Source organism: Streptomyces sp. NPDC008139, assembly GCF_042957025.1.
GTDB lineage: Bacteria > Actinomycetota > Actinomycetes > Streptomycetales > Streptomycetaceae > Actinacidiphila.
In genome coordinates this window covers 21332-45552 of record NZ_JBIBHM010000009.1, presented here as the reverse complement: position 1 = coordinate 45552, position 24221 = coordinate 21332, and the positions used below count along the sequence as shown (strand labels likewise).

Genomic DNA, 24221 nt, shown 5'->3' with positions numbered 1-24221 from the left:
TTCCCGCAGCCGACAAGAGGTCGGCCTCGACGCCCCGTCGTAGAGGGCAGAAGGACGGGGGAGGTGAAGAGGGCGGGCCCTCGGGGAGGTTGGGGGTGGCGGGTGAACCCGTGAGGCCACGCCGGCGAGGCGACCGGTAGGGTTCCACGGGTGAGCGGCATCGACTTGGACGACTTCGGCTCCCTCGTGGAGCGGCCCGACGCTGGGGTTCGACGGGACTCGCAGGAGCGCTGGCAGAAGCTGGTGCGGCCGGCGGGAGGGCTGGGGAAACCGGCCGAGCTGGCGGACTGGCTGGCGGCGGTGCGCGGCGAGGTGCCGACCGGGCCGATCGCGGCACCGCGTGCGCTCATCTTCGCGGCCGACCACGGCGTGGCCTCGCTGGAGGTGTCGGCGCGGAAGGCCGGTACGGCCACCGAGTTGGTGAAGGCGGTGCTGGGCGGCACCGCACCGGCCAGCGTGCTGGCGCGCCAGTACGGCGCGCACGTGGACGTCATCGACATGGCGCTGGACTGCGACCCGTCCGAGCTGCCGGACTACGTGACGGCGCACCGCGTGCGCCGCGGCTCCGGCCGGATCGACATCGAGGACGCCCTGACGCGGGAAGAGGCCGAGCAGGCGTTCCGGGTCGGCATGACCGTCGCGGACGAGCAGGCGGACTCCGGCACGGACCTCGTACTCCTCGGCGACCTGAGCGTCGGCGGCACGACGCCCGCCGCCGTACTGATCGCGGCGCTGTGCGGCACGGACGCCTCCGTCGTCACCGGCCGCGGCTCCGGCATCGACGACCTCGCGTGGATGCGCAAGTGCGCCGCGATCCGTGACGCGCTGCGCCGGGCCCGCCCGGTCCTCGGCGACCAGCTCGCGCTGCTGGCCGCGGTCGGCGGCGCCGACTTCGCCGCGATGACCGGCTTCCTGCTCCAGGCGGCGGTACGCAAGCTCCCGGTGGTCCTCGACGGAGTCGTCAGCGCCGCGTGCGCGCTGGTCGCCCAGCGGATCGCCTTCCGGGCACCGGACTGGTGGCTGGCGGGTCACGCCAGCGGCGAGCCGGGCCAGGCGAAGGCGCTGGACCGGATCTCCCTCGAACCGCTGCTCGACCAGGGCGTGCACCTCGGCGGCGCGGCCGGCTCCCTGCTGGCCCTCCCCCTCCTCCAGGCCGCGGCGGCCCTGTCGGCCGAACTCCCGTACCCGGACGAGAAGCCGGACCCGGAGCCGGAGACAGAGAAGGACGCCACGGACGCCGAAGAGGCACAGGCGCAGGCAAAGCCGGAGGCAGAGCCGGCGCCGCAGCCGGAAGCCGACCCCGCCTCGTAAACGAAAAGCCCCTCGGCGGAACCGTCCCCGCCAGGGTGCGAGCGGCCCGGCGCGACCCCAAATCGGGCGTTACGTCATAAAATCCCCTCCTATGGGAACGGGCAGCACCACCAGCACACAGCCGCGCCCTCACGCGTGTCCGGGACGCGCGGCCACCTTCGCCGTCCGCTACCTGCGCACCGTCGCCTGCGTGAATCTCCTCGGCGCCGTCTGGGTCTCCTTCGGCCAGGACATCCGCCGCCACAACGTCGAGGACTACTTCACCCCGTACCTGCTGAGCGCGGGCTTCACCTCCGGCGCCTTCGCGCTCTTCCTGGCCGTCACCATGCGCCGCCGCAAGCGCGCCGCGTGGATCCTCAACCTCGTGCTGTGCGGGCTGTTCCTGGCCGCGCTGTCGGTCAGCATGGTGTGGCCCGACATCCACCGGCACGCGCAGAACTGGATCTCGCTGGCGCTCACCGCCGCCTTCCTTGCGGCGCTGCTCGTCGGCCGCGGCGAGTTCCGGGCGAAGGGCGACCCGGCCAACCCGCGGGACGCGGCCCTGGTGGCCGCCGCCGGTCTGCCGCTGGCCGCGCTGCTCGGCACCGCGCTGGTCACGGTCACCAACGACGACCAGGGCGCGGGTTTCGGCGACTGCCTCGGCTACGCGGTCCTGCGGCTGGTGTCCCTGGTGCCGGACGACAGCGGCTCGCTGACCATCTCCACGCCCGGCTGGGTGGACGTCGTCATCAACGCCATGAGCGCCCTGCTCTTCCTGCTCGTGCTCTTCGTCGCCTTCCGCTCGCCGCGCGGGCGGGCGCTGCTGTGCCCGGCGGACGAGGAGCGGCTGCGCGGCCTTCTCGACCGGCACGGCGACCGCGACTCGCTCGGCTACTTCGCGCTGCGCCGCGACAAGAGCGTCATCTGGTCGCCCAGCGGCAAGTCGGCCATCGCCTACCGGGTGGTGGGCGGTGTGTCGCTGGCGTCCGGCGACCCGATCGGCGACCCCGAGGCGTGGCCCGGCGCCATCGAGGCGTGGCTGGCGGAGGCGGCGGGGCACGCGTGGGTGCCCGCCGTGATGGGCGCGAGCGAGGAGGCCGGTACGGTCTACGCCCGGCACGGCCTGGACGCGCTGGAGCTGGGCGACGAAGCCATCGTGGACACCGCCGAGTTCACCCTTGAGGGCCGCGCGATGCGGACGGTCCGGCAGGCGTACAACCGGGTCGCGCGCTCCGGCTGCACCGTACGCATCCGCAGGCACGCCGACATCCCGGCCGCGGAGATGGCGGCGCTGCTGGAGCGGGCCGACCGGTGGCGGGACGGCGGCACCGAGCGCGGCTTCTCGATGGCGCTGGGGCGGCTGGGCGACGCGGGCGACGGGCAGTGCGTGATGGTCGAGTGCCACGACGGCGACGGCGCGCCCAGGGCGCTGCTGAGCCTGGTGCCGTGGGGTCCGCGCGGGCTCTCGCTGGACCTGATGCGGCGTGACCGGGGCGCGGACAACGGGCTGATCGAGTACATGGTGATCGAGCTCGTCCAGCGGGCGGACGAGGTCGGCGTCGAGCAGATCTCGCTCAACTTCGCGATGTTCCGGTCGGTCTTCGAGCGCGGCTCCCGGCTCGGCGCGGGGCCCGTCCTGCGGGTGTGGCGGTCGCTGCTGACGTTCTTCTCGCGCTGGTGGCAGATCGAGTCGTTGTACCGGGCGAACGCCAAATTCCGCCCGATCTGGGAGCCCCGCTATCTGCTCTTCGGCAAGTCCAGCGAACTGCCCCGGATCGGTATCGCGGGCGCCCGCGCCGAGGGTTTCCTCGAAGCGCCCAGAATGCCGTCGCCACTGCGCCGCAGAGAACGGTTCACCGCCAAGTGAGGGGCCCCGCGCGGGCCGCCGGGGGGCCCGGCCCCGCGGAGGCGCGGTGAGCGCGTCCGACAAGGTGCGGGAGTTCGCGCGCGCCGAGTGGGGACAGATGGCGTACGACGTACGCGACCGGCTCTGGGCGCGCGGGCTGCGGGCGGTTCCGCTGACGCTGGGGTCCTGCGTGGGCATCCTCTGCCTCCAACTCGTCCAGCACGTGCAGGGGCTGAGCGACTGGGTGGACCGGCTCGGCGGCATCTACTGCACCCTGCCGTGGTGGAAGGCGCTGCTGCGCACGCCCCTGTCGCTGTTCATCCCCGATCCGACGCTGCCGATCTGGGGACTTGTCATCCAGGTCGTGGTGGTCTTCGGGATCGCCGAGACGACGCTGGGCGCGCGCCGGACGCTGGCCATCGCGCTGTACACGACGCTGGCCGGTACGACCTTCGCCCGCTACTCGTACTGGGTCGGCCCCGACGGCTTCCTCGGGCTGCCCGTCGTCGAACTCATCGGCCGCGACACCGGGCCCTCCGCCGCGGTCGTCGCGCTCGGGGTGTACGTCGCCTGCCGGTACCACGCCTGGTGGACGGCGGCGGCCGTGGCCATGTCCATGGTCATCGAGGTGCTCGCCCTCGCCAATCTCGCCGGTTACGAGCACCTGACCGCGATCATCGCCGTCCTGCTGCTCTTCGCCGTCGAGACCTGGTGGGCGCGGCGGCGGCGCCGTACCGATTCCTCGGGGAACGGCTCCTCGGGGGACGGCGGCGACCACGCCGACCTGGTGCGCTGAGCCCCCGGTGCGGGGCCCCTGCCGCCGGGGCCAGCGGCCGCGCTGACCTGGCGCGATAGCCTCACTCGGTGACCGAACCCGAGCCCGTGTCCGGGCCCTTGCCCGAGCCTTTGCCCGAGCCCGGCGGCAGGGCGACCCTCGGCGACGCCCTGCGCTTCGCCTTCGGCACGCTCAGCGTGCTGCCGGTGACGGTGACGCGCTGGGACCGGGCGGCGGCGCGCGGCGGGATGCTGGCCGCGCCGCTGGTCGGCGCCGTCGTCGGCCTCGGCGCCGCACTCGGCGGCGGCGTCCTGACCGCACTCGGCGCGAGCCCGCTGCTCGCCGCCGTCGGCGCGGTCGCCGTGCCCGCCGTGGCCACCCGCGGCCTGCACCTGGACGGTCTCGCCGACACCGCCGACGGTCTCGGCAGCGGGCTGCCCGCCGAGGGGGCGCTGCGCGTCATGAAGCAGTCCGACATCGGGCCCTTCGGCGTCCTCACCCTCGTGCTCGTCCTGCTCGCCCAGACCGCCGCCCTCGCCTCCTGCTACGCGCACGGTTGGCGCTACGGCTGCACCGCCGCCGTGCTGTCCGCCGTCCTCGGCCGCGCCGCCATGACACTCGCCTGCCGTACGGGCGTACGCGCCGCCCGGCCCGGCGGCCTCGGCGCCGCCGTCGCCTCCGCCGTGTCCCTGCGGGGGGCCTGGTCGGTCGGCGTCCTCTGCTGCGCCCTCGCCTGCGCCGCCGGCCTCCCCTTCGGCGGCCTCACCTCCCTCCGTGCCGGCCTCTCCGCCGCCCTCGCCCTCCTCTGCGCCGAACTCCTCCTCCGCCGCGCCGTCCGCCGCCTCGGCGGCACCACCGGCGACGTTTTCGGCGCCCTCTGCGAAACCGCCACCACCACCTCCCTCCTCCTCCTCGCCCTCCGCTGACCCCCTCCGGGGCAGGTAGTGACCTGCAGAAGCATCGCGGCCGAGCGCACCGGCCGGTGGCCCGGACACCACCGAACTGCCCCGCCAGGGCGGGTCATGACCTGCGGCAGCATCGCGGCTGAGCGCGCCCACGCGGCGGCAGCCGCAGATCACACACAGCCCCGCGCCCCTGAAAAGATCGGCTCGCCGCCCGGACGAAAAGCGGTGCGCCCCGTCAGGGGCGCGAGGAACTGCGCGGGCAACCCCCACCGGCCGGTGGCCCGACCACCACCGAACTGCCCCGCCAGGGCGGGTCATGACCTGCGGGAGCGTCGCAGCTGAGCGCGCCCACGCGGCGGCAGCCGCAGATCACACACAGCCCCGCGCCCCCAAAGAACTCGGCCTGGCGCCACGGCAGAAGAAGCGCACCGAGGCCGGGCGCCTAAAAGCACGTGGCCGGCGTCGCGGCAGAAGGACCGCACCGAGGGGGGAGGGGCTTTCGCGAGGTGGGGGGAGGGGTGGCGGGAGAGGGGTGGGTGGGGGAGCGCGCCGCAGGCGTAGGGTCGGGGATTGGGCAACGGGCGCGTGCCGCCCCGCTGATGTGGCGGAATACGATGCCCGGGGCCGGGCCGGGCCAACCAACCGGCCGCAGCACAGGACCTCGACCGAATAGGACCCCCTCCACCGTGACTGCTCTGACACTCAGTACCTCCTCCGCCGCAGCGTTGCGTGCGGACGCCGTCGTCGTGGGCGTGACCAAAGGGGCCAAGGGCCCCAAGGTCGCACCGGGGGCGGAGGCGGTGGACAAGGCGTTCGACGGAAAGCTGGCCGCCGTACTGGAGACGCTGGGCGCCTCGGGTGCGGACGGCGAGGTGACCAAGCTCCCGGCACCCGCGGGCCTGAAGTCCGCGGTGGTGGTCGCGGTCGGCCTCGGCGACACCCCCGAGGACGGCACCGGCTTCGACGCCGAGGCGCTGCGCAGGGCCGCGGGCGTCGCCGCCCGCGCGCTCGGCGGCGCGAAGAAGGCGGCGTTCGCGCTGCCCGCCGCCGACCCGGCGGACCTGGAAGCGGTCGCCACCGGCGCGCTGCTGGGCGCGTACGCGTTCACCACGTATCAGGCCGATAACGGCAAGGGCACGCTCGGCGAGGTCGCCGTGACCGGTGCCAAGCCGCGCGACAAGGCGCACAAGGCCGCGGCGGCCCGCGCCGTCGCGGTGGGCGCCGAGGTGAACCGGGCGCGCGACCTGATCAACACCCCGCCCAACGACCTGAACCCGAAGGCGTTCGCCGCCGCCGTACAGGCGGCGGGCAAGGAGCACGGCCTCAAGGTCGAGGTGCTGGACGAGAAGGCGCTGGCCAAGGGCGGCTACGGCGGCATCCTCGGCGTCGGCCAGGGCTCGGCGACGCCGCCCCGGCTGGTCCGAGTGGCGTACACCCACGCCAAGGCGACCCGTACCCTCGCCTTCGTCGGCAAGGGCATCACGTACGACTCGGGCGGCATCTCGCTGAAGCCGCCGGGGCACAACGAGACGATGAAGTGCGACATGAGCGGCGCCGCCGCGGTGTTCGCCGCGGTCGTGGCGACCGCGAAGCTCGGCCTGGAGGTCAATGTGACCGGCTGGCTCGCGCTGGCCGAGAACATGCCGGGCGGCGGCGCCACGCGCCCCGGCGACGTGCTGAAGATGTACAGCGGCACGACGGTGGAGGTGCTGAACACCGACGCCGAGGGCCGTCTGGTGCTGGCCGACGCGCTGGCCCGCGCCTCCGAGGAGGCGCCGGACGCGATCGTCGACGTGGCGACGCTGACCGGCGCGATGGTGCTGGCGCTGGGCGAGGGCCGGTTCGGCATCATGTCGAACGACGACGGCTTCCGTACCCGGATCCACACCGCGGCGCTGGCCGCGGGCGAGGACTCCTGGCCGATGCCGCTCCCCAAGGAGCTGCGCAAGACCTTCGACTCCCCCACCGCCGACATCGCCAACATGGGTGTGCGGCCGGGCGGTGGCCTGATCGCGGGGCTGTTCCTGAAGGAGTTCGTCGGCGAGGGCATCACCTGGGCCCACCTCGACATCGCGGGCCCCGCCTTCCACGAGGGCGCGCCCTTCGGCTACACCCCCAAGGGCGGCACCGGCACCGCGGTCCGCACCCTGCTCAGCCTGGCCCACCAGGCCGCGGACGGCGATCTCCTCTGACCGCCGCGCCGCACCCTGCTCCGAACAGGTGAGATAGGTCACTTACGGCCCCGGACGGCGCGTCCGGGGCCGTATTCGACGGGTCTCACCCCACAGGCCGATGACCCGTCCGCCGCGAACAAGTGCGAAGATGTGGTTCGGCACGACAGGGCCCCCTTTTAGACAAAGCGGCCGAACCAAAGCCGCCGCCCGGTCATGGTGGACCGGCTCCGGCGAACCCATGCATGGAGGACGTGACGTGGCGAACGACGCCAGCACTGTTTTCGACCTAGTGATCCTCGGCGGCGGCAGTGGCGGCTACGCAGCCGCGCTGCGTGCCGCGCAACTGGGACTGGACGTCGCCCTGATCGAGAAGAACAAGCTCGGGGGCACCTGTCTGCACAACGGCTGCATTCCCACCAAGGCGCTGCTGCACGCCGGTGAGATCGCGGACCAGGCTCGCGAGAGCGAGCAGTTCGGCGTGAAGGCCACCTTCGAGGGCATCGACATCGCGGCCGTCCACAAGTACAAGGACGACGTGATCGCGGGCCTGTACAAGGGCCTCCAGGGCCTGGTGGCCTCGCGCAAGGTGACGTACATCGAGGGCGAGGGGAAGCTGTCCTCCCCCACCTCGGTCGATGTGAACGGCCAGCGGATCCAGGGCCGGCACGTCCTGCTCGCGACCGGTTCCGTACCGAAGTCGCTGCCGGGCCTGACCATCGACGGCAACCGGATCATCTCCTCCGACCACGCGCTGGTCCTGGACCGGGTGCCGCAGTCGGCGATCATCCTGGGCGGCGGCGTGATCGGCGTCGAGTTCGCCTCGGCGTGGAAGTCCTTCGGCACCGACGTGACCATCGTCGAGGGTCTGCCGCACCTGGTGCCGGTCGAGGAGGAGAACAGCTCCAAGCTGCTGGAGCGCGCCTTCCGCAAGCGCGGCATCAAGTTCAACCTGGGCACCTTCTTCCAGAGCGCCGAGTACACCGACAGCGGTGTGAAGGTCACCCTGGCGGACGGCAAGACCTTCGAGGCCGAGGTGCTGCTGGTCGCCATCGGCCGCGGCCCGGTCTCGCAGGGCCTGGGGTACGAGGAGCAGGGCGTCGCGATGGACCGCGGCTATGTCCTGGTCGACGAGTACATGCGCACCAACGTGCCGACGATCTCGGCCGTCGGCGACCTGGTCCCGACGCTCCAGCTCGCGCACGTCGGCTTCGCCGAGGGCATCCTCGTGGCGGAGCGGCTGGCCGGTCTCAAGACCGTGCCGATCGACTACGACGGTGTCCCGCGCGTCACGTACTGCCACCCGGAGGTCGCCTCCGTCGGCATCACCGAGGCGAAGGCCAAGGAGCTGTACGGCGCGGACAAGGTCGTCACGCTGAAGTACAACCTGGCGGGCAACGGCAAGAGCAAGATCCTCAAGACGTCCGGCGAGGTCAAGCTCGTCCAGGTGCGCGACGGCGCCGTCGTCGGCGTCCACATGGTCGGTGACCGGATGGGTGAGCAGGTGGGCGAGGCCCAGCTCATCTACAACTGGGAGGCGCTGCCCGCCGAGGTCGCGCAGCTCATCCACGCGCACCCGACCCAGAGCGAGGCGCTCGGCGAGGCCCACCTGGCCCTCGCGGGCAAGCCGCTGCACTCGCACGACTGACCCTCCTCCACGCCACCCCATCCGCACAGATCGTTAGGAGTAACCGCAACCATGGCGGTTTCCGTAACCCTGCCGGCGCTCGGCGAGAGCGTGACCGAGGGCACTGTCACCCGCTGGCTGAAGGCCGAGGGCGAGCGCGTCGAGGCCGACGAGCCGCTGCTCGAGGTCTCGACCGACAAGGTCGACACCGAGATCCCCTCCCCCGCGTCCGGCGTGCTCGCGTCCATCAAGGTCGCCGAGGACGAGACCGTCGAGGTCGGCGCCGAGCTGGCCGTCATCGACGACGGCAGCGGCGGCGGCGCGCCCGCGGCTGCCCCGGCTCCGGCGGCCGAGCCCGAGCCCGCCCAGGCGCCCGCGGCTCCCGAGCCCGCTCAGGCGGCTCCCTCCACCGAGCAGGCGGCGCCCGCGCCCGCCCCGACCGCCGAGGCGGCCAGCGGTGGCGGCGGCGCGAGCGGTACCGACGTCGTCCTGCCCGCGCTCGGTGAGTCCGTCACCGAGGGCACCGTGACCCGCTGGCTGAAGGCCGTCGGCGAGAGCGTCGAGGCCGACGAACCGCTGCTGGAGGTCTCGACCGACAAGGTCGACACCGAGATCCCGTCGCCGGTGGCGGGCACCCTGCTGGAGATCCTGGTCCAGGAGGACGAGACCGCGGAGGTCGGCGCGAAGCTGGCCGTGGTCGGCGCCGCTGGTGCCGCCCCGGCCGCGGCGCCCGCGCCCGCAGCCCCGGCTCCCGCCGAGGCACCCACCCCGGCTCCGGCTCCGGCGGCTCCCGCGCCCGCCCCGGCCGCCCCGGCGCCCGCACCGGCCGCCCCGGCACCGGCCCCCGCGCCTGTCGCCGCCGCACCGGCTCCCGCGCCCGCCGCACCGGCTCCGGCTCCGGCGCCCGCTCCGGTGGCCCCGGCCGCCCCGGCTCCCGTCGCCACCAGCGGTGACGACGGCGCCTACGTCACCCCGCTGGTCCGCAAGCTCGCCTCGGAGAGCGGCGTGGACCTCGGCTCGGTGCGCGGCACCGGCGTCGGCGGCCGAATCCGCAAGCAGGACGTCATCTCCGCCGCGGAGGCCGCCAAGGCCGCCGCGTCGAAGCCGGCGCCCGCCGCGGCCCAGAAGGCGGCGCCCGCGGTGTCGCCGCTGCGCGGCCAGACGGTCAAGATGACCCGGATGCGCAAGGTCATCGGCGACAACATGATGAAGGCCCTGCACTCGCAGGCGCAGCTCACCAGCGTCGTCGAGGTGGACCTGACCCGTGTGATGCGGCTGCGCAACGCGGCGAAGGACGCCTTCGCGGCCCGTGAGGGCGTGAAGCTGTCCCCGATGCCGTTCTTCGTCAAGGCGGCGGCCCAGGCGCTGAAGGCCCACCCGGTCATCAACGCCCGGATCAACGAGGACGAGGGCACGATCACCTACTTCGACTCCGAGAACATCGGGATCGCGGTGGACTCCGAGCGCGGTCTGATGACCCCGGTCATCAAGGGCGCGGGCGACCTCAACATCGCCGGTATCGCCAAGAAGACCGCGGAGCTCGCGGGCAACGTGCGGGCCAGCAAGATCACCCCGGACGACCTGGCGGGCGCGACCTTCACGATCAGCAACACCGGTTCGCGCGGCGCGCTGTTCGACACGGTCATCGTGCCGCCGAACCAGGCCGCCATCCTCGGTGTCGGCGCGACCGTCAAGCGCCCGGTGGTCGTCGAGACCCCCGACGGCACGGTCATCGGCGTCCGGGACATGACCTACCTGGCGCTCTCCTACGACCACCGGCTGGTGGACGGCGCGGACGCCGCCCGTTACCTGACGGCGGTCAAGGAGATCCTCGAAGCGGGCGAGTTCGAGGTCGAGCTGGGCCTGTAAGGCCGCACACGGGCCTGTACGGCGTGTACGACGGAGCCCCCGTCCCTCTTCCGGGACGGGGGCTCCGTCGCGTCCCGGCGGCGCCCGCAGCGGCCTGTGGGGAGGCAGCGTCGCTTCCTGGTCGTATCGTCTATGTCACGCAAACCGTGAAGGAGCGCCCCATGGCCCCTGCCGTCGTCCAGCACCTGGTCGTCCACAGTCTGCGTGAGCAGATCCGGGAGCACATCCTCGAAGGCATCGTGAGCGGGCGCTGGAAGCCGGGCGAGCGGATCGTGGAGCGCCGGATCGCGGTGGAGCTCCAGGTCAGCCAGACGCCGGTGCGGGAGGCGCTGCGGGAGTTGGAGACGCTGCGGCTGATCGAGTCCGCGCCCAACAAGGGCGTACGCGTACGGAGCCTGACCGCCGCCGACCTCAAGGAGAGCTATCCGGTGCGCGCCGGGCTCGAACAGGTCGCCGCGGAACTGGCCGCAGCCCGGCTCGCCGCCGACCCCGCCGCCCTCGAACGCGAGGTGGCCGCCCTGCGCGATGCCGACGCCGCCCTGGACGGCGAGGCCCAGGTCAGACACACCGTCGCCTTCCACCACGAGTTGGTGCGCGCGGCCGACAACGCGGTGCTGCTGCACGCCTGGGAGTCACTGGGCATCGAGGTCTGGACGACGCTGTCCATCCGCTGGCTGAGCCCGGAGCCCCGCCCGTACGCGGCCGAGCACCAGGACATAGTCGACGCCTTCGTGCGCCGCGACCCGGACATCTGCGGTCTTATCAAGTCCCACGTCCTGAGCTGCGCTCCCCAGGTCTGACGACACCCCCCGCGGCCCTGGCGGTCGGCGGTTTTCCGTGACATGCAAGGCCACAAGGCCGAGGCACCCCGTGCCTTAAGGTCTGGCACCCCGTGCCGTCTTGGAATTGCTGGGCCGGAAGCCATTGATCGATCATCGATCGTCGGCGTATCGTCGTCAGTGGGGAACAGCCCTGTCGTGCCGACAAGCGCATTCCCCACCCCCAACCTCCGTTCGAAGGCGGCACCCATGCCCGACGACGTACGCCCCCCGCGGGGCCAGCTCGACCAGATCCCGGACCGCGACCCGGAAGAGACCACGGAGTGGCTCGCGTCGCTGGAGGCGGTCGCCAAGGCGGCCGGTCCGCACCGGGCCGCGTATCTGATGCGTCGCACCCTGGAAAGCGCCGGGGCGGGCGTCGGGCTTCCGTCGCTGCTCGAAACCGAGTACATCAACACGATCCCGACCTCCGCCGAGCCCGCCTACCCGGGCGACGAGGCACTGGAGGCGCGGATCACCGCGTGGAACCGGTGGAACGCGGCGGCCATGGTCACCCGCGGCAGCCGCCTGGGCCTCGGCGGCCACATCGCGACCTTCGCCTCGGCGGCCTGGCTCTACGAGACCGGCTTCCAGCACTTCTTCAGGGGCAAGGAGGGCGCGGGCAGCGGGGACCAGCTCTACCTCCAGGGCCACGCCTCCCCCGGCATCTACGCCCGCGCGTTCCTCGACGGGCGGCTGACCGAGGGCCAGCTCGACCGCTTCCGCCAGGAGGCGAACGGCGACGGCCTGCCCTCGTACCCGCACCCGCGGCGGCTGCCCTGGCTGTGGGAGTTCCCCACCGTCTCGATGGGCCTCGGTCCGCTGTCGGCGATCTACCAGGCGCGGTTCAACCGCTATCTGGAGCACCGCGGCATCAAGGACACCTCGGACTCCCACGTGTGGGCGTTCCTCGGTGACGGCGAGATGGACGAGCCCGAGTCGACCGCCGCCCTGGCGCTGGCCGGCCGCGAGGGCCTGGACAACCTCACCTTCGTCATCAACTGCAATCTCCAGCGGCTCGACGGCCCGGTCCGCCCCAACTTCAAGATCGTGCAGGAGCTGGAGTCCCAGTTCCGCGCGGCGGGCTGGAACGTGGTCAAGTCGCTGTGGGGCGCGGCCTGGGACGACGTGCTCGCCCAGGACGTGGACGGCGCGCTGCTCAAGCGGCTGCGCGAGGTCCCGGACGCGCAGTTCCAGACGTACGCCACGCGGGACGCGGCCTATCTGCGCGAGCACTTCTTCGGCGCGGACCCCTCGCTGCGGACGATCGGCGCCCGGCTGACCGACGCCAAGCTGACCGAGCTGTTCCAGAGCTCGCGCGCGGGGCACGAGCCGCGCAAGGTCTACGCGGCCTACCGCGCGGCCGTCGAGCACAAGGGCGCGCCGACGGTGATCCTGGCGCAGACCGTCAAGGGCTGGACGCTGGGCGCGGGCTTCGAGTCGCGCAACGCCAACCACCAGATGAAGAAGCTGACGGGCGCTCAGTTCCGTACGATGCGCGACCTGTTGGAGCTGCCGATCCCGGACGGCGCGCTGGACGCGGACGTGGTCCCGTACTGGCACCCCGGCGAGAACTCGCCCGAGGTGCGGTACCTGCGCGAGCGGCGGGCGGCGCTCGGCGGTCTCGCCCCGGCCCGCAAGGTGGTCGCCAAACCGCTGCCGCTGCCGCCGGACAAGGCGTACAAGGCGCTGGAGAAGGGTTCAGGCACGCAGGAGATCGCCACCACGATGGCGTTCGTGCGGCTGGTCAAGGACCTGATGCGGGAGAAGGAGACCGGCCGCCGCTGGGTACCGATCGTCCCCGACGAGGCCCGCACCTTCGGCATGGAGTCGTTGTTCCCGTCCGCGGGTCTGTACTCGCCGAAGGGGCAGACGTACGACCCGGTCGACCGCGACCAACTCCTGTACTACAAGGAGGCGAAGGACGGTCAGATCCTCAACGAGGGGATCACCGAGGCCGGTTCGCTCGCCGACTTCACGGCCGCCGCGACCGCGTACGCGACGCACGGCGAGCCGATGATCCCGTTCTACATCTTCTACTCGATGTTCGGCTGGCAGCGGACCGCCGACCAGTTCTGGGCGCTGGCCGACCAGCTCGGCCGCGGCTTCGTGATCGGCGCCACCGCGGGCAAGACCACGATGACCGGCGAGGGCCTGCAACACGCCGACGGCCACTCGCACTTGATCGCCTCCACCAACCCGGCGGCGCTCTCGTACGACCCGGCGTTCGCGTACGAGGTCGCGGTGATCGTCCGCGAGGGTCTGCGGCGGATGTACGGGCCGGACGCCGAGGATGTCTTCTACTACCTGACGGTCTACAACGAGCCGAAGGTGCAGCCCGCGATGCCCGAGGGCGTCGAGGACGGCATCCTCAAGGGCCTCTACCGCTTCCAGCAGGCGCAGGACCCGGCGGCGGACGCGGCCAGGCTGCAACTCCTGGCGTCCGGCACCGCGATCCACTGGGCGCTGGACGCGCAGCGGATGCTGGCGCAGGAGTGGGGTGTGGCCGCCGACGTGTGGTCCGCGCCGTCCTGGACCGAGCTGCGGCGCGAGGCCCTGGAGTGCGACGCGGCCCGGCTGCGCGGCGAGGAGCGGGTGCCGTACGTGACGCGGGCGCTGGAAGGCGCGCCGGGTCCCGTGGTCGCGGTCAGCGACTGGATGCGGGCGGTGCCGGACCAGATCGCGCAGTGGGTGGAGCAGGACTGGACGTCGGTGGGCACCGACGGCTTCGGTCTGTCCGACACCCGCGACGCGGCCCGCCGCCACTTCGGGGTGGACCCGCAGTCGCTGGTGGTCGCGGCGCTCGCCGCGCTCGCCCGGCGCGGCGACATCAAGCCCGAGACGGTCAAGGAGGCCGCCGAGCGGTACGGCCTGTAGGGCCGATGGCGGACGGGCGCGGTACGCGTCCCGTCCCGCCCCGACAGCCCTGGTACGGCCGCGCGCGGACCTTCGCACCCCGCGCGGCCGTATCCGCCTCAGAGAATATTCATAGGTTTCAGCAGACGTTTCCGGCCACCCGCGAGTCACCCCGTGCCACCGGCCGCGGCGGCCCTCCGCAGAGCCCGCGAAGCCGCGCGCGGCCCGTACCGTAAGGGCTGTGCGGCGGTACGGGTGCGGTCCGGTGCAACGTGAGAGGTGCGTGAATCGGCTACCGCCCGCTCCCGTCCTGGCCGGAAAGAGATTGCGGGCGCATACAGCTACCGGCTACGTTCCCTCGGATGCCACCAAATCCCAGCCCTCTGACGGCTCCGACCGCCGAGGATTTCCGCGCCTGGCACCGGGTGCAGTCGGCCGCTCTCGCACACGACCGGCCAGGTGAGCCCGTGCTGTCCGCCACCGCCCTCCAGGCGAAGCTGACGACGACGGGGAACCGCAGCAGGCTGCTGCTGTGGCTGGTGCGCAACGCGAACGAGGAGCCGGTGGCCACCGCGACCCTGCGGCTGTTCAGCGAACCGGGGCGCAGCCACCTCGCCGAGGTCAGGATGACCGTCCACCCCGCCTACCGGCGGCTGGGCACCGGCTCGCGGCTGCTGTCCACGGTGACCGAGGCGGCGGCCGAGGCGGGCTGCCGCAGCGTGGTCACCGAGGTCATGGCGGGTACCCCGCACGAGGGATTTCTGGCCACCCGCGACTTCCAGCCGGTCCTGCGGCTGACCTGGCAGCGGCTCGCGCTCGACGACGTACCCGACCGTATCCACAAGCTCCCCGACGTCCCGCACCCCGGCTACCGGCTGACGTCCTGGGACGGCGTCGTCCCCGACGCGCTCGCCGAGAGCTTCGCGGACGCCCGGCGCGCCATGGACGACATGCCGACCGGTGGCATGGACTTCGGCGAGGTGCGCTGGGACGTGGCCGCGGTCCGCGAGGCCGCCGAGGTGATCGCCCGGCGCGGGGAGCGGCTGCTGACGGTGGCCGCGGTGGACGCGCTCGACGGCTCCGTCGCCGGTTACACCGAGCTGGTGATCCCGGCGGAGGGCGCGGGCACCGCCCAGCAGTACGACACGGCCGTGCTCCCCGCGCACCGCGGCCACGGCCTCGGGCTGTGGGTGAAGGCCGAGATGCTGCGCCGGGTACGGGAGGAGTTCCCGCAGCTCACCGCCGTGCAGACGGACAACGCCGACGACAACCGGCACATGCTGGCCCTCAACACCGCGCTCGGCTTCCGGCCGCTGCGCCGCACGGTCGAGTACCAGCTCACCCTCGGTCGGCGCTGACCCCCCGGACCTCGTACAGTGGGCGACCCACCCCGCACGGATGGAGTCCGTAACGACACGGACGCATCCGGGGCACTCCGCGTGCGGGTGCGCGCGGCAACCGGGAAGCTGGACCAGTGATGGACGAGACGGAGTTCTGGGAGATCGTCGACCGTACGCGAGAGGCGGCGGACGGCGATCCGGAGGAGCATGCCGACCTGCTGATCGAGCGGCTGGCCCAGCTCGACCCGGACTCCGTGGTGGACTTCGCCCGGCACTTCGAGACCCGGTTCGTCCGGGCCTTCCGCTGGGACCTGTGGGGCGCCGCCGACATCATGCTGGGCGGCGCGGACGACGAGTCCTTCGACTACTTCCGCTGCTGGCTGATCGGCCAGGGCCGCCATGTCTTCGAGGGCGGTCTGGCCGCACCCGACGACCTGGCCTTCCTCGTCACCGAGTTCGACCCGGAGACGGACGGCGACGCGGAGGATCTGGGCTACGCGGCGGACGAGGCGTACGAGCAGCTCACCGGGGTCCGGCTGCCGGACCTCGAACTCCCGCAGCCGGAGCAGCCGGAGGGCGAGTCGCTGGACATGGACGACGAGCGGGCGATGGCGGAGCGGTATCCGCAGCTGTGGTCGCGCTTCGGCTGAGCCGGCTCTTTCGGTTCTGTCGGCGGGGCTCTGTCGGCGCGGCTCGCCTTTGCCGGCGGGGCTCTGTCGGCCCGGCTCGCCTTTGCCGGCGGGGCTCTGTCGGCGCGGCTCGCCTTTGTCGGCGGGCTCTGTCGGCGCGGCTCTGTCGGCTCAGACCGCCGTGAGGTCGACCGCCCGGCCCATCAGGACGTCGTCCACGTAGGCGCCGTCCAGCAGGAACTCCCCCGGCAGCACGCCCTCCACGGCGAAGCCGACCGACTCGTAGAGCCGCCGGGCCGGGGCGTTGTGTCCCAGCACTCGCAGGGTGATCCGGACGGCGCCCTGCCGCCGCGCCTCGGTGACGGCGGCGTCCATCAGCGTGCGCGCGATGCCGCGCCCGCGCGCCCAGGTGTCGACGGCCAGACCCTGTATCTGCCGCACATGCGCGTTGCAGGCCAGGGCGGTCGGCGGGACCAGCTTGAGATATCCGGCCAGTCGGCCCTCGGCCTCTGCGACCAGGACGTACCGGTGTCCGTCGGGCGAGCTGTAGAAGGCGGCGCCGGGCGCCGGTGCGGGCTGTACGGAGTGCAGCGGGGACCAGGTACGGGCGTCGAGCGCCGCGAGGCCGGAGTCGTCGGCGCGGGTCGCGGGCCGGACGGTCGCTGAGGTCACGCCGGTCACTGTGCCATGGCGCGCCGCGCGCCGGCATCGGACGTCCCGGGCCGTCGGCGGGCACAATGCGAATATGCGTATCGCAGTCACGGGTTCCTCCGGTCTGATCGGCTCCGCCCTGTCCCGCTCGCTCGCCGCGGACGGCCACGACGTCGTACGTCTGGTGCGGCGCGCGCCCGTCGGTCCCGCCGAGGTGCGCTGGGATCCGGCGCGCGGCACGGTCGACACCGCGGGTCTCGAGGGCTGCGAGGCGGTCGTGCACCTGGCGGGCGCCGGGATCGGCGACCGCCGCTGGACCGACAGCCGCAAGAGGGAGCTGGTGGACAGCCGGGTGCTCGGCACCGGCGCCGTCGCGCGGGCCGCCGCCGGGCTCGACACCCCGCCGCGGGTCCTGGTCAGCGCGAGCGCGATCGGCATCTACGGTGACACCGGCGACACGGCCGTCGACGAGGACAGCCCGGTGGGCAGCGGCTTCCTGGCCGAGCTGTGCCAGGAGTGGGAGGCCGCGGCCGATCCCGCCCGCGCGGCCGGCATCCGTACCGTCCACCCGCGTACGGGCCTGGTCGTCGCCAAGGGCGGCGGCGCGTGGGCGCGGCTGTTCCCGCTGTTCAAGGCCGGGCTCGGCGGACGCCTGGGCGACGGGCGGCAGTTCTGGAGCTTCATCGCCCTGCACGACGAGGTGGCCGCCATTCGCTACGCGCTGGACACGGCCGACCTGTCCGGGCCGGTCAACCTCACCGCGCCCGAGCCGCTGACCAACCGTGAGATCACCGCCGAGATGGGGCGCGTCCTGCACCGCCCCACCGTGGCCGCGGTCCCGGAGTCCGTCCTGCGCCTGGTCCTCGGCGAGCTCGCCCAGGACGTCACCGGGAGCCAACGCGTCCGCCCCAAGCGCCTCTTGGACTCCGGCTTCCGCTTCGCCTTCCCCGAATTCGCCCAGGCCGTGACGGCGGCTCTCGCCGAATAGCCGCGAACGCGGCGCCGCGCCGGGCGTCCGGGTGTGCGGCCAGGGGCCGCTGACGGGCCGATACGGACTGCCCGGGGCCGCCGGGAGGCCGGAAGGCCGGCTGGCAACGGCTGGCGGGCGCCTGGGCGGAGAGCGGGCCGCCCCGGCGGCAGGCGGGCCGGATCCGGGTGCGGGCCGGAGACATTCGGCCGGGGGTGCCGAAAAGCGCTGGATAAGGGCTGGAATCTGCGGGTTGCCCCGGCATCAGATGGCTTTGATGAGGGCATGACCTTTACCAGCGTTCTGCGACGCCTCGGGCGTGACGCCGACGTGAGCGGGGATTCGAACCCGACCTCGGGGAGGGGCACAGTGCTCTCACCAGCACGCCGTGACGTCGCGGGAATCGTGGACGTCGTCGTGATCGGCGCAGGAATATCCGGGCTGTCCGCCGCGCATCAACTCATCGGCGGCGGCCTGTCGGTCACCGTCCTGGAGGCCGCCGACCACGTCGGCGGCCGCATGGCCACCGACACGGTGGACGGCTTCCGGCTCGACCGCGGCGCTCACCTGCTCAACACGTCCTATCCGGAACTGCGCCGCACGCCGGGGCTGCGGGGGCTGCCGCTGGCGCCGCTCGCGCCCGGCGCCCTGGTCAGAGCGGACGGGCGCGGCTACCGGGTCGGTGACGCGCGCGGCTCTCGTACCGTTCGCGGCTCGGCCCGTGCCCCGATCGGCTCCACGCTGGACCGGGCCCGGCTCGGCACCACCCTCAACCGCCTTGCCGCGACGCCCGCTTCACGGCTCGCCAGCCGTCCCGAGACGACCGCCGCGCGGGCCCTGAGCGCACGCGGTTTCGCGCCGCGGACCGTCGAGGGCTTCGTACGGCCGCTGCTGGCCGCCCTGTTGTGCGACCCGGAGCTGCAAACCTCAAGCCGCTGCGCCGACTTGGTGCTGCGCGGCTTCGCCCGTGGCCGTACGTGCCTGCCCGCGACGGGCGCGGCGTCCGTACCGCAGCGGCTCGCCGCGGGGCTCCCGCCGGGCGCGGTACGGCTCGGCACGCGCGCGGTGCGGGTCGCCGTCAACTGCGTGCAGACCGAGGACGGCACCGAACTGCCCTGCCGGGCCGTGCTGGTGGCCACCGGGGCGCGGGCCGCGGCCGAACTCCTGCCGGGGCTGCGGGTGCCGTCCTTCCACGAGGTCACCGTCCTGCACCACGCGGCGCCCGTCCCACCCGTACGCGAGCCGGTGCTCGTCCTCGACGCCGACCGCATGGGGCCCGTCTCGCACACTCTCCCGGTCAGTGAGATCGACCCGAGCCGGGCGCCGGCCGGGCGCGCCCTCGTCACGTCCGTCGTCCTCGGGCCGCCGCCCGACGGGGCGGGCGACAAGACCGTCCGCGCTCACCTCGCCGAGCTGTACGAGACCTCCACCGACGCGTGGGAGCTGCTCGCCGTCCACAACGATCCCGAGGCCGTGCCGGCCATGCCCGCGCCCCACGATCTGCGGCGTCCCGCCCGGCTCCTCGACGGTCTCTACATCTGCGGTGCCCACCGCACCACCAGCACTCCCCAGGGCGCCCTTCTCTCCGCCCGCCGCGCCGCCCACAGCATCCTCCGCGACGCCGTCCCCCACCCCGCCGACACCCCCACCCCCCAGGCCGCCTAGCCCTTACCGGCCGGTGGACCGGACACAACCGAACCGCCCCGCCAGGGCCGGTGGTGACCTGCGGCAGCATCGTGGCTGGCCGCGCAGTTCCCCGCGCCCCTCAAAGACCGGCTCACCGCCCAGCCGAAGAACGGCCCGCCCCGCCAGGGGCGCTGGGGGCACCTCCCGGCCGAAGGCTGGGGGAGGAACTGCGCGAGCAACCCACCACCGGCCGGTGGACCGGACACAACCGAACCGCCCCGCCGAGGCGGGGTGAACGTCAGGGGACCGCGCCCCTGGGGGGCACCCACCTGCGGGAGGTGGGTAAGGGACCGCGACCGGAGGTCGTCATGGGGCGACCAGCCCCAAGGCGACGGCGCGGTCGCGGAAGGCGCGAACGGCCGCGGCATCGCGATACGGCTCAAGGCGCCGCCCGAAATCCCGCACGTACTCGACGGCGCGAGCCGACCGCATCTCGGTGGCCTGCTGCATGACCTCGATGCCGAGAGCACAGGCGACGTCCACCTCCCCGAGCCCGAGGCGAGCGGAAGCGAGCACGGTGCGGCAGAAGAGCCGGCTGCGGGCGTACGCGGGTGCGCGGAGCTGGAGGGAGCGCTCGGCGTGCTGCGCGGCGGCCCGGTGCAGTTGGAGGTCCCGGTGGCAGTGCCCGAACTCGTCGGCGAGCTGGGCCTCGTCGAAGAAGCGCGCCCAGGAGGGCACCTCGTCACCGGAGCGGGCCGCCCCGAGCGAGCGTTCGGCCCGCGCGAGCGCCGCGGAACACGCCCGGATCTCGCCGAGCAGCCCGTGCCCGCGCGCCTCGGCACTGTGCAGCAGGGCCTGGACGACGGCGGGCGCGCCGGAGCCGACGCCCTGCTGGGCGACCCGGGCGAGCTGGACGGCCTCGCGGCCGTGCCCGAGGTAGACGGCCTGGCGGCTCATGGTGACGAGCACGTAGCCGCCGTAGACCCGGTCCCCCGCGGCCTGCGAGAGCCGTAGCGCCTGGACGAAGTAGCGCTGCGCGAGCCCGTGCGCGCCGATGTCGTACGACGTCCATCCGGCGAGCCGGGTGAGGTCGGCGACGGAGGAGAACAGGCGGCGGCCGAGTGCCTCGCCGTAACTGCCGCGCAGCATCGGCTCGGCCTCGTGCTCCAGGTAGCGGACGAGGGCCTGGCGGGCGTGGCCGCCGCCGTACGCGTGGTCGAGCCCCCGGAAGAGGTCGCCGACGGCGCGCAGGGCCGCGATGTCACCGGCCCCGACCTTGGCGCGGGGCGGCCCGGCCTTGGCGGCGAGCCCCGGCCCCGGCGCGGGTCCGGGCGCGGCGGACGGCGGGAGCCCCAGAGGGCCGGGGCCGCGGCTCTGCGCGGGCACCCGTAGCGGCGCGGCGTCGGCGCCCCGCGCGACCCTCTCGTCGGCGCGGCCGATCAGCCAGTCGCGGCTGGGCACGACGAGCCCGGCCGCGGTGAAGGCGATCTTCCGCAGCTCCGTCTGGTTGCCGGTGTCCTTGCGCCACAGGCCGCTGACGATGTCCACCGCCTCGTCGGGCGATCCGGCGAATTCGAGGCCCGCGTAGACCGGCGCGCACGCGTCGAGCCCGAGGTCCTGGGCGGACAGCCGGCGGCCGAGCCGTTGGGTGAAGACCTCGGCGATCAGCGCGGGTGTGGTGCCGCGTGGCTGCTGGCCGCGCAGCCAGCGGGTCACCGAGGTCTTGTCGTACCGCAGGTCGAGGCCGTGCTCTATGCCGAGCTGGTCGACCCGGCGGGCGAGCCCCGCGTTGGAGAAGCCTGCCTCCGCGATCAACGAGGCGAGTCTGCTGTTGGGACGGGTCGGGGTTCGCTGCGTGGAACGGTCCGTCATCGGCAGTGCGGTCCACTTCCTGGGACTGGGGAGGTAACCGGAACGGCGTGAATGTAACGGTCGGTACCGGGAAGCTCACCGTAAGACCTCGTTATTCGCCCGAATGGGCGATAAGGGCCCTCAAGGATCGGTAAACCGCCCCGACCGGTCGGAGGCACCGTGCTATGGCGCCGCCCTCAAGCCCATCCCCACAGGGCGGGAAGGTTCGGCCCCGCTCGGGCCCCACGGACCCGCCGCCGTACAGTGGCAGAGGCGCGAAACAAGCACCGCCGGGCACGCAGAGGAGTGGTCATGGGGTTTCCGCAGGACGCCGCGCGGACGGACGAGCTGCGCTTCGTCCACCTGGGGTTCGGGGCCGACGCCGTCGAGTACACCGAGGCGTGGCAGGAACAGCGCCGGGTGCACGCCGCACGCGTCGAGGACGAGATCCCCGACACCTGCCTGCTCCTCGAACACCCGCCGGTCTACACGGCGGGACGCCGTACGACCGACAGCGAGCGCCCACTGGACGGCACACCCGTGGTCGACGTGGACCGCGGCGGCAAGATCACCTGGCACGGCCCCGGCCAGCTCGTCGGCTACCCGATCCTGAAGCTGCCGCGCCCGGTGGACGTGGTCGCGCACGTACGCCGTCTGGAAGAGGCGCTGATCCGTACCTGCGCCGAATTCGGTCTGGAGACCACGCGCGTGGAGGGCCGCAGCGGGGTGTGGGTGCTCGGTGACCCGGTGGCGGACCGCCCGGCGGTCAACGGCCTGACCCTCGACCTCGACCCGCGGGTGGGAGCGGGCTCCTCCTCGTCGAGGGGGGGCGAGGACAGCGAGTTCGACCCGCGGCTGAACGGCCCCGAGTACGCGCCCTCCAACGCCGGGCAGCGCCGCGAGGACCGCAAGCTCGCCGCGATCGGCATCCGCGTCGCCAAGGGCGTGACGATGCACGGCTTCGCGATGAACTGCGACCCGGACAACACCTGGTTCGACCGGATCGTGCCCTGCGGCATCCGCGACGCGGGCGTCACCTCGCTCTCCAACGAACTGGGCCGCGACATCGGCGTCACCGAGGTGCTGCCGGTGCTGGAACGGCACCTGGCGGACGTCCTGGGCACGGTCGTACCGCTGCCGCGGGCCGTATAGCCGGGGCACTGGACCGTATTGCCGGGGCCGTGGGCCGTACGACGGGGGCTCGCGGGCCGTACCGCCGGCCGCACAACCGGGGGCGTACGGCCGGGGCCGGTGGCCGTACCGCCGGGCCTCGGCGGTAGCAGGTATCCGGCCGGGAATGCGGCTACGACACGGCTGGTTGCTTCCAGAGGAAGCCGCACGGATCAAGCCGTACGAATCACGGGCGTACTCTGGTGTTCGCCGAAGAATCGAAGCTTTAGGGAGCCGGTCGTGTCCGCAGTCGCACCCGACGGACGCAAGATGCTGCGCCTGGAGGTCCGCAACAGCCAGACCCCCATCGAGCGCAAGCCCGAGTGGATCAAGACCCGCGCCAAGATGGGCCCCGAGTACACGCAGATGCAGAAACTCGTGAAGAGCGAGGGGCTGCACACGGTGTGCCAGGAGGCCGGCTGTCCCAACATCTACGAATGCTGGGAGGACCGCGAGGCGACCTTCCTCATCGGCGGCGACCAGTGCACGCGGCGCTGCGACTTCTGCCAGATCGACACGGGCAAGCCGCAGGCGCTCGACCGTGACGAGCCGCGCCGCGTCGGCGAGTCCGTCGTCACGATGGACCTCAACTACGCCACGATCACCGGCGTCGCCCGCGACGACCTGGAGGACGGCGGCTCCTGGCTGTATGCGGAGACCGTCCGGCAGATCCACGCCATGACGGCGGCGCGCGAGGGCGGCCACACCAAGGTCGAGTTGCTCATCCCCGACTTCAACGCCGAGCCCGCGCAGCTCGCCGAGGTCTTCGGCTCCCGCCCCGAGGTGCTCGCGCACAACGTCGAGACGGTGCCGCGGATCTTCAAGCGGATCCGCCCCGGCTTCCGCTACGAGCGCTCCCTCGAAGTGATCACCCGCGCCCGCGAGGCCGGTCTGGTCACCAAGTCCAATCTGATCCTGGGCATGGGCGAGGAGCGCGAGGAGATCAGCCAGGCCCTCCAGGACCTGCACGACGCGGGCTGCGAGCTGATCACCATCACGCAGTACCTGCGGCCGTCCGTGCGGCACCACCCCGTGGAGCGCTGGGTGAAGCCCGCGGAGTTCGTGGAGCTGAAGGAGGAGGCCGAGGAGATCGGCTACGCGGGCGTCATGTCCGGGCCGCTGGTCCGTTCCTCGTACCGCGCCGGGCGGCTCTTCCAGCAGGCCGTGGACAAGCGACTGCGGGAGGGCGAGCGGCTGGCCGTGGGCCCGGTCGCGGCGCCCTCCGTATGACTCCGGCCGTGACCCCCGTCATGGCCCTGTTCCGACCCTCGGTTCCGACCCTCGCCGTGTGAGTCCGCTCACCGCCGACGACGCCCCGCCGGGCGAGTGACCTGGCGGGGCGCCGTGCTGCCGGACTGAGGCTTTCATGCGAGATTGACCGAGTGGTCACCGACTGGTAACACGGTGTGGCGACCCTGGTGTCACGCACGGGGTTCTTCGAGCCACCGGCGCTTGCCCGCATCACGCGCGTCATCACGTACTGCCCCGCACAGCACCGCTCCACGTATCGCTTTACGTACCGCCCCGCTTTACGTACCGCCCCGCTTTACGTACCGCCCCGCACCTTCCTGCTCCCAGCTCTCAGCTCTCAGCTCTCAGCCGCATATGAGGGGGACGCCATGCCGTCCGAGTCCGTGCACATCCGTCCGGCCCTGGCGCTGCGCGCCGTGGAGTCCTTTCTGCTGCGCGGTGGGCAGCAGACAGCCCGCCGTAACGCCTGGGCAGCCGTCGTCGAGGACCGCCGCAGGGCCCGCGACCGGCGGGAGGCGCAGCACGAGATGGACGCCCTTGTGAGCGCCGCACGGGGAAGCGCCCTCAACGACTGAGCGG

Annotated in this window: 18 protein-coding genes; 16 read left to right on the top strand and 2 right to left on the bottom strand. The window is 73.0% G+C overall.

What is annotated here, in order from left to right:
• Nucleotides 1–150 precede the first annotated feature (150 nt).
• The 11 genes from cobT to ACFZBB_RS20150 all read left to right on the top strand — a co-directional run bounded on the left by cobT (nt 151) and on the right by ACFZBB_RS20150 (nt 16147).
• Complete coding sequence (cobT, locus tag ACFZBB_RS20200) at nt 151–1311, top strand: nicotinate-nucleotide--dimethylbenzimidazole phosphoribosyltransferase (RefSeq protein ID WP_391124058.1); 1161 nt, start codon at nt 151–153, stop codon at nt 1309–1311.
• Nucleotides 1312–1402: 91 nt separating this feature from the next.
• Complete coding sequence (locus tag ACFZBB_RS20195; protein WP_391124056.1) at nt 1403–3157, top strand: phosphatidylglycerol lysyltransferase domain-containing protein; 1755 nt, start codon at nt 1403–1405, stop codon at nt 3155–3157.
• 46 nt (nt 3158–3203) lie between these two features.
• Nucleotides 3204–3932 carry a hypothetical protein gene (locus ACFZBB_RS20190; protein ID WP_391124054.1) on the top strand — a complete coding sequence of 243 codons (729 nt, stop codon included), beginning with the start codon at nt 3204–3206 and terminating at the stop codon, nt 3930–3932.
• 110 nt (nt 3933–4042) lie between these two features.
• Nucleotides 4043–4837 carry an adenosylcobinamide-GDP ribazoletransferase gene (locus ACFZBB_RS20185; protein WP_391124703.1) on the top strand — a complete coding sequence of 265 codons (795 nt, stop codon included), beginning with the start codon at nt 4043–4045 and terminating at the stop codon, nt 4835–4837.
• 665 nt (nt 4838–5502) lie between these two features.
• The gene (locus ACFZBB_RS20180; protein ID WP_391124051.1) at nt 5503–7008 is read left to right on the top strand and encodes a leucyl aminopeptidase; all 1506 of its coding nucleotides are present in this window, start codon (nt 5503–5505) and stop codon (nt 7006–7008) included.
• 238 nt (nt 7009–7246) lie between these two features.
• Nucleotides 7247–8635 carry a dihydrolipoyl dehydrogenase gene (gene lpdA / locus ACFZBB_RS20175; RefSeq protein ID WP_391124049.1) on the top strand — a complete coding sequence of 463 codons (1389 nt, stop codon included), beginning with the start codon at nt 7247–7249 and terminating at the stop codon, nt 8633–8635.
• Nucleotides 8636–8686: 51 nt separating this feature from the next.
• A complete protein-coding gene (gene sucB / locus ACFZBB_RS20170; RefSeq protein ID WP_391124047.1) occupies nt 8687–10483 on the top strand; it encodes a 2-oxoglutarate dehydrogenase, E2 component, dihydrolipoamide succinyltransferase in 1797 nt (598 codons plus the stop codon).
• 161 nt (nt 10484–10644) lie between these two features.
• A complete protein-coding gene (locus ACFZBB_RS20165; protein WP_391124045.1) occupies nt 10645–11283 on the top strand; it encodes an FCD domain-containing protein in 639 nt (212 codons plus the stop codon).
• Between the two features lie 228 nt (nt 11284–11511).
• Nucleotides 11512–14178, top strand: a complete 2667-nt coding sequence (aceE, locus tag ACFZBB_RS20160; protein WP_391124043.1) for a pyruvate dehydrogenase (acetyl-transferring), homodimeric type — start codon at nt 11512–11514, stop codon at nt 14176–14178.
• Between the two features lie 341 nt (nt 14179–14519).
• Nucleotides 14520–15515, top strand: coding sequence for a GNAT family N-acetyltransferase (locus ACFZBB_RS20155; protein ID WP_391124041.1), 996 nt, complete (start codon nt 14520–14522; stop codon nt 15513–15515).
• 119 nt (nt 15516–15634) lie between these two features.
• Entirely contained in the window at nt 15635–16147 is a 513-nt protein-coding gene (locus tag ACFZBB_RS20150) for a DUF4240 domain-containing protein (RefSeq protein WP_188283223.1), read from the top strand.
• Between the two features lie 150 nt (nt 16148–16297).
• On the opposite strand, the gene ACFZBB_RS20145 is transcribed toward ACFZBB_RS20150, so the two are convergent.
• Nucleotides 16298–16807 (bottom strand): GNAT family N-acetyltransferase, encoded by a 510-nt coding sequence (locus tag ACFZBB_RS20145; RefSeq protein WP_391124038.1) that lies wholly within the window; start codon nt 16805–16807, stop codon nt 16298–16300.
• A gap of 64 nt (nt 16808–16871) precedes the next feature.
• Here ACFZBB_RS20145 and ACFZBB_RS20140 point away from each other — a divergent pair, with 64 nt between their 5' ends.
• Together ACFZBB_RS20140 and ACFZBB_RS20135 are read left to right on the top strand one after the other, a co-directional pair.
• Nucleotides 16872–17765, top strand: coding sequence for a TIGR01777 family oxidoreductase (locus ACFZBB_RS20140; protein ID WP_391124036.1), 894 nt, complete (start codon nt 16872–16874; stop codon nt 17763–17765).
• A 348-nt stretch (nt 17766–18113) separates the two neighbouring features.
• Nucleotides 18114–19409, top strand: coding sequence for an FAD-dependent oxidoreductase (locus ACFZBB_RS20135; RefSeq protein ID WP_391124034.1), 1296 nt, complete (start codon nt 18114–18116; stop codon nt 19407–19409).
• Nucleotides 19410–19736: 327 nt separating this feature from the next.
• Here ACFZBB_RS20135 and ACFZBB_RS20130 read toward each other — a convergent pair whose 3' ends face one another.
• The gene (locus tag ACFZBB_RS20130) at nt 19737–21242 is read right to left on the bottom strand and encodes a regulator (protein WP_391124032.1); all 1506 of its coding nucleotides are present in this window, start codon (nt 21240–21242) and stop codon (nt 19737–19739) included.
• A gap of 291 nt (nt 21243–21533) precedes the next feature.
• Between ACFZBB_RS20130 and lipB the strand changes: the two genes are divergently transcribed.
• From lipB to ACFZBB_RS20115, 3 genes are all read left to right on the top strand, one after another.
• Nucleotides 21534–22373 (top strand): lipoyl(octanoyl) transferase LipB, encoded by an 840-nt coding sequence (lipB, locus tag ACFZBB_RS20125; protein WP_391124030.1) that lies wholly within the window; start codon nt 21534–21536, stop codon nt 22371–22373.
• A gap of 258 nt (nt 22374–22631) precedes the next feature.
• Nucleotides 22632–23621, top strand: a complete 990-nt coding sequence (lipA, locus tag ACFZBB_RS20120; protein ID WP_355334351.1) for a lipoyl synthase — start codon at nt 22632–22634, stop codon at nt 23619–23621.
• Nucleotides 23622–24010: 389 nt separating this feature from the next.
• Nucleotides 24011–24217 carry a hypothetical protein gene (locus ACFZBB_RS20115; protein WP_188283230.1) on the top strand — a complete coding sequence of 69 codons (207 nt, stop codon included), beginning with the start codon at nt 24011–24013 and terminating at the stop codon, nt 24215–24217.
• The last annotated feature ends 4 nt before the right edge of the window (nt 24218–24221 follow it).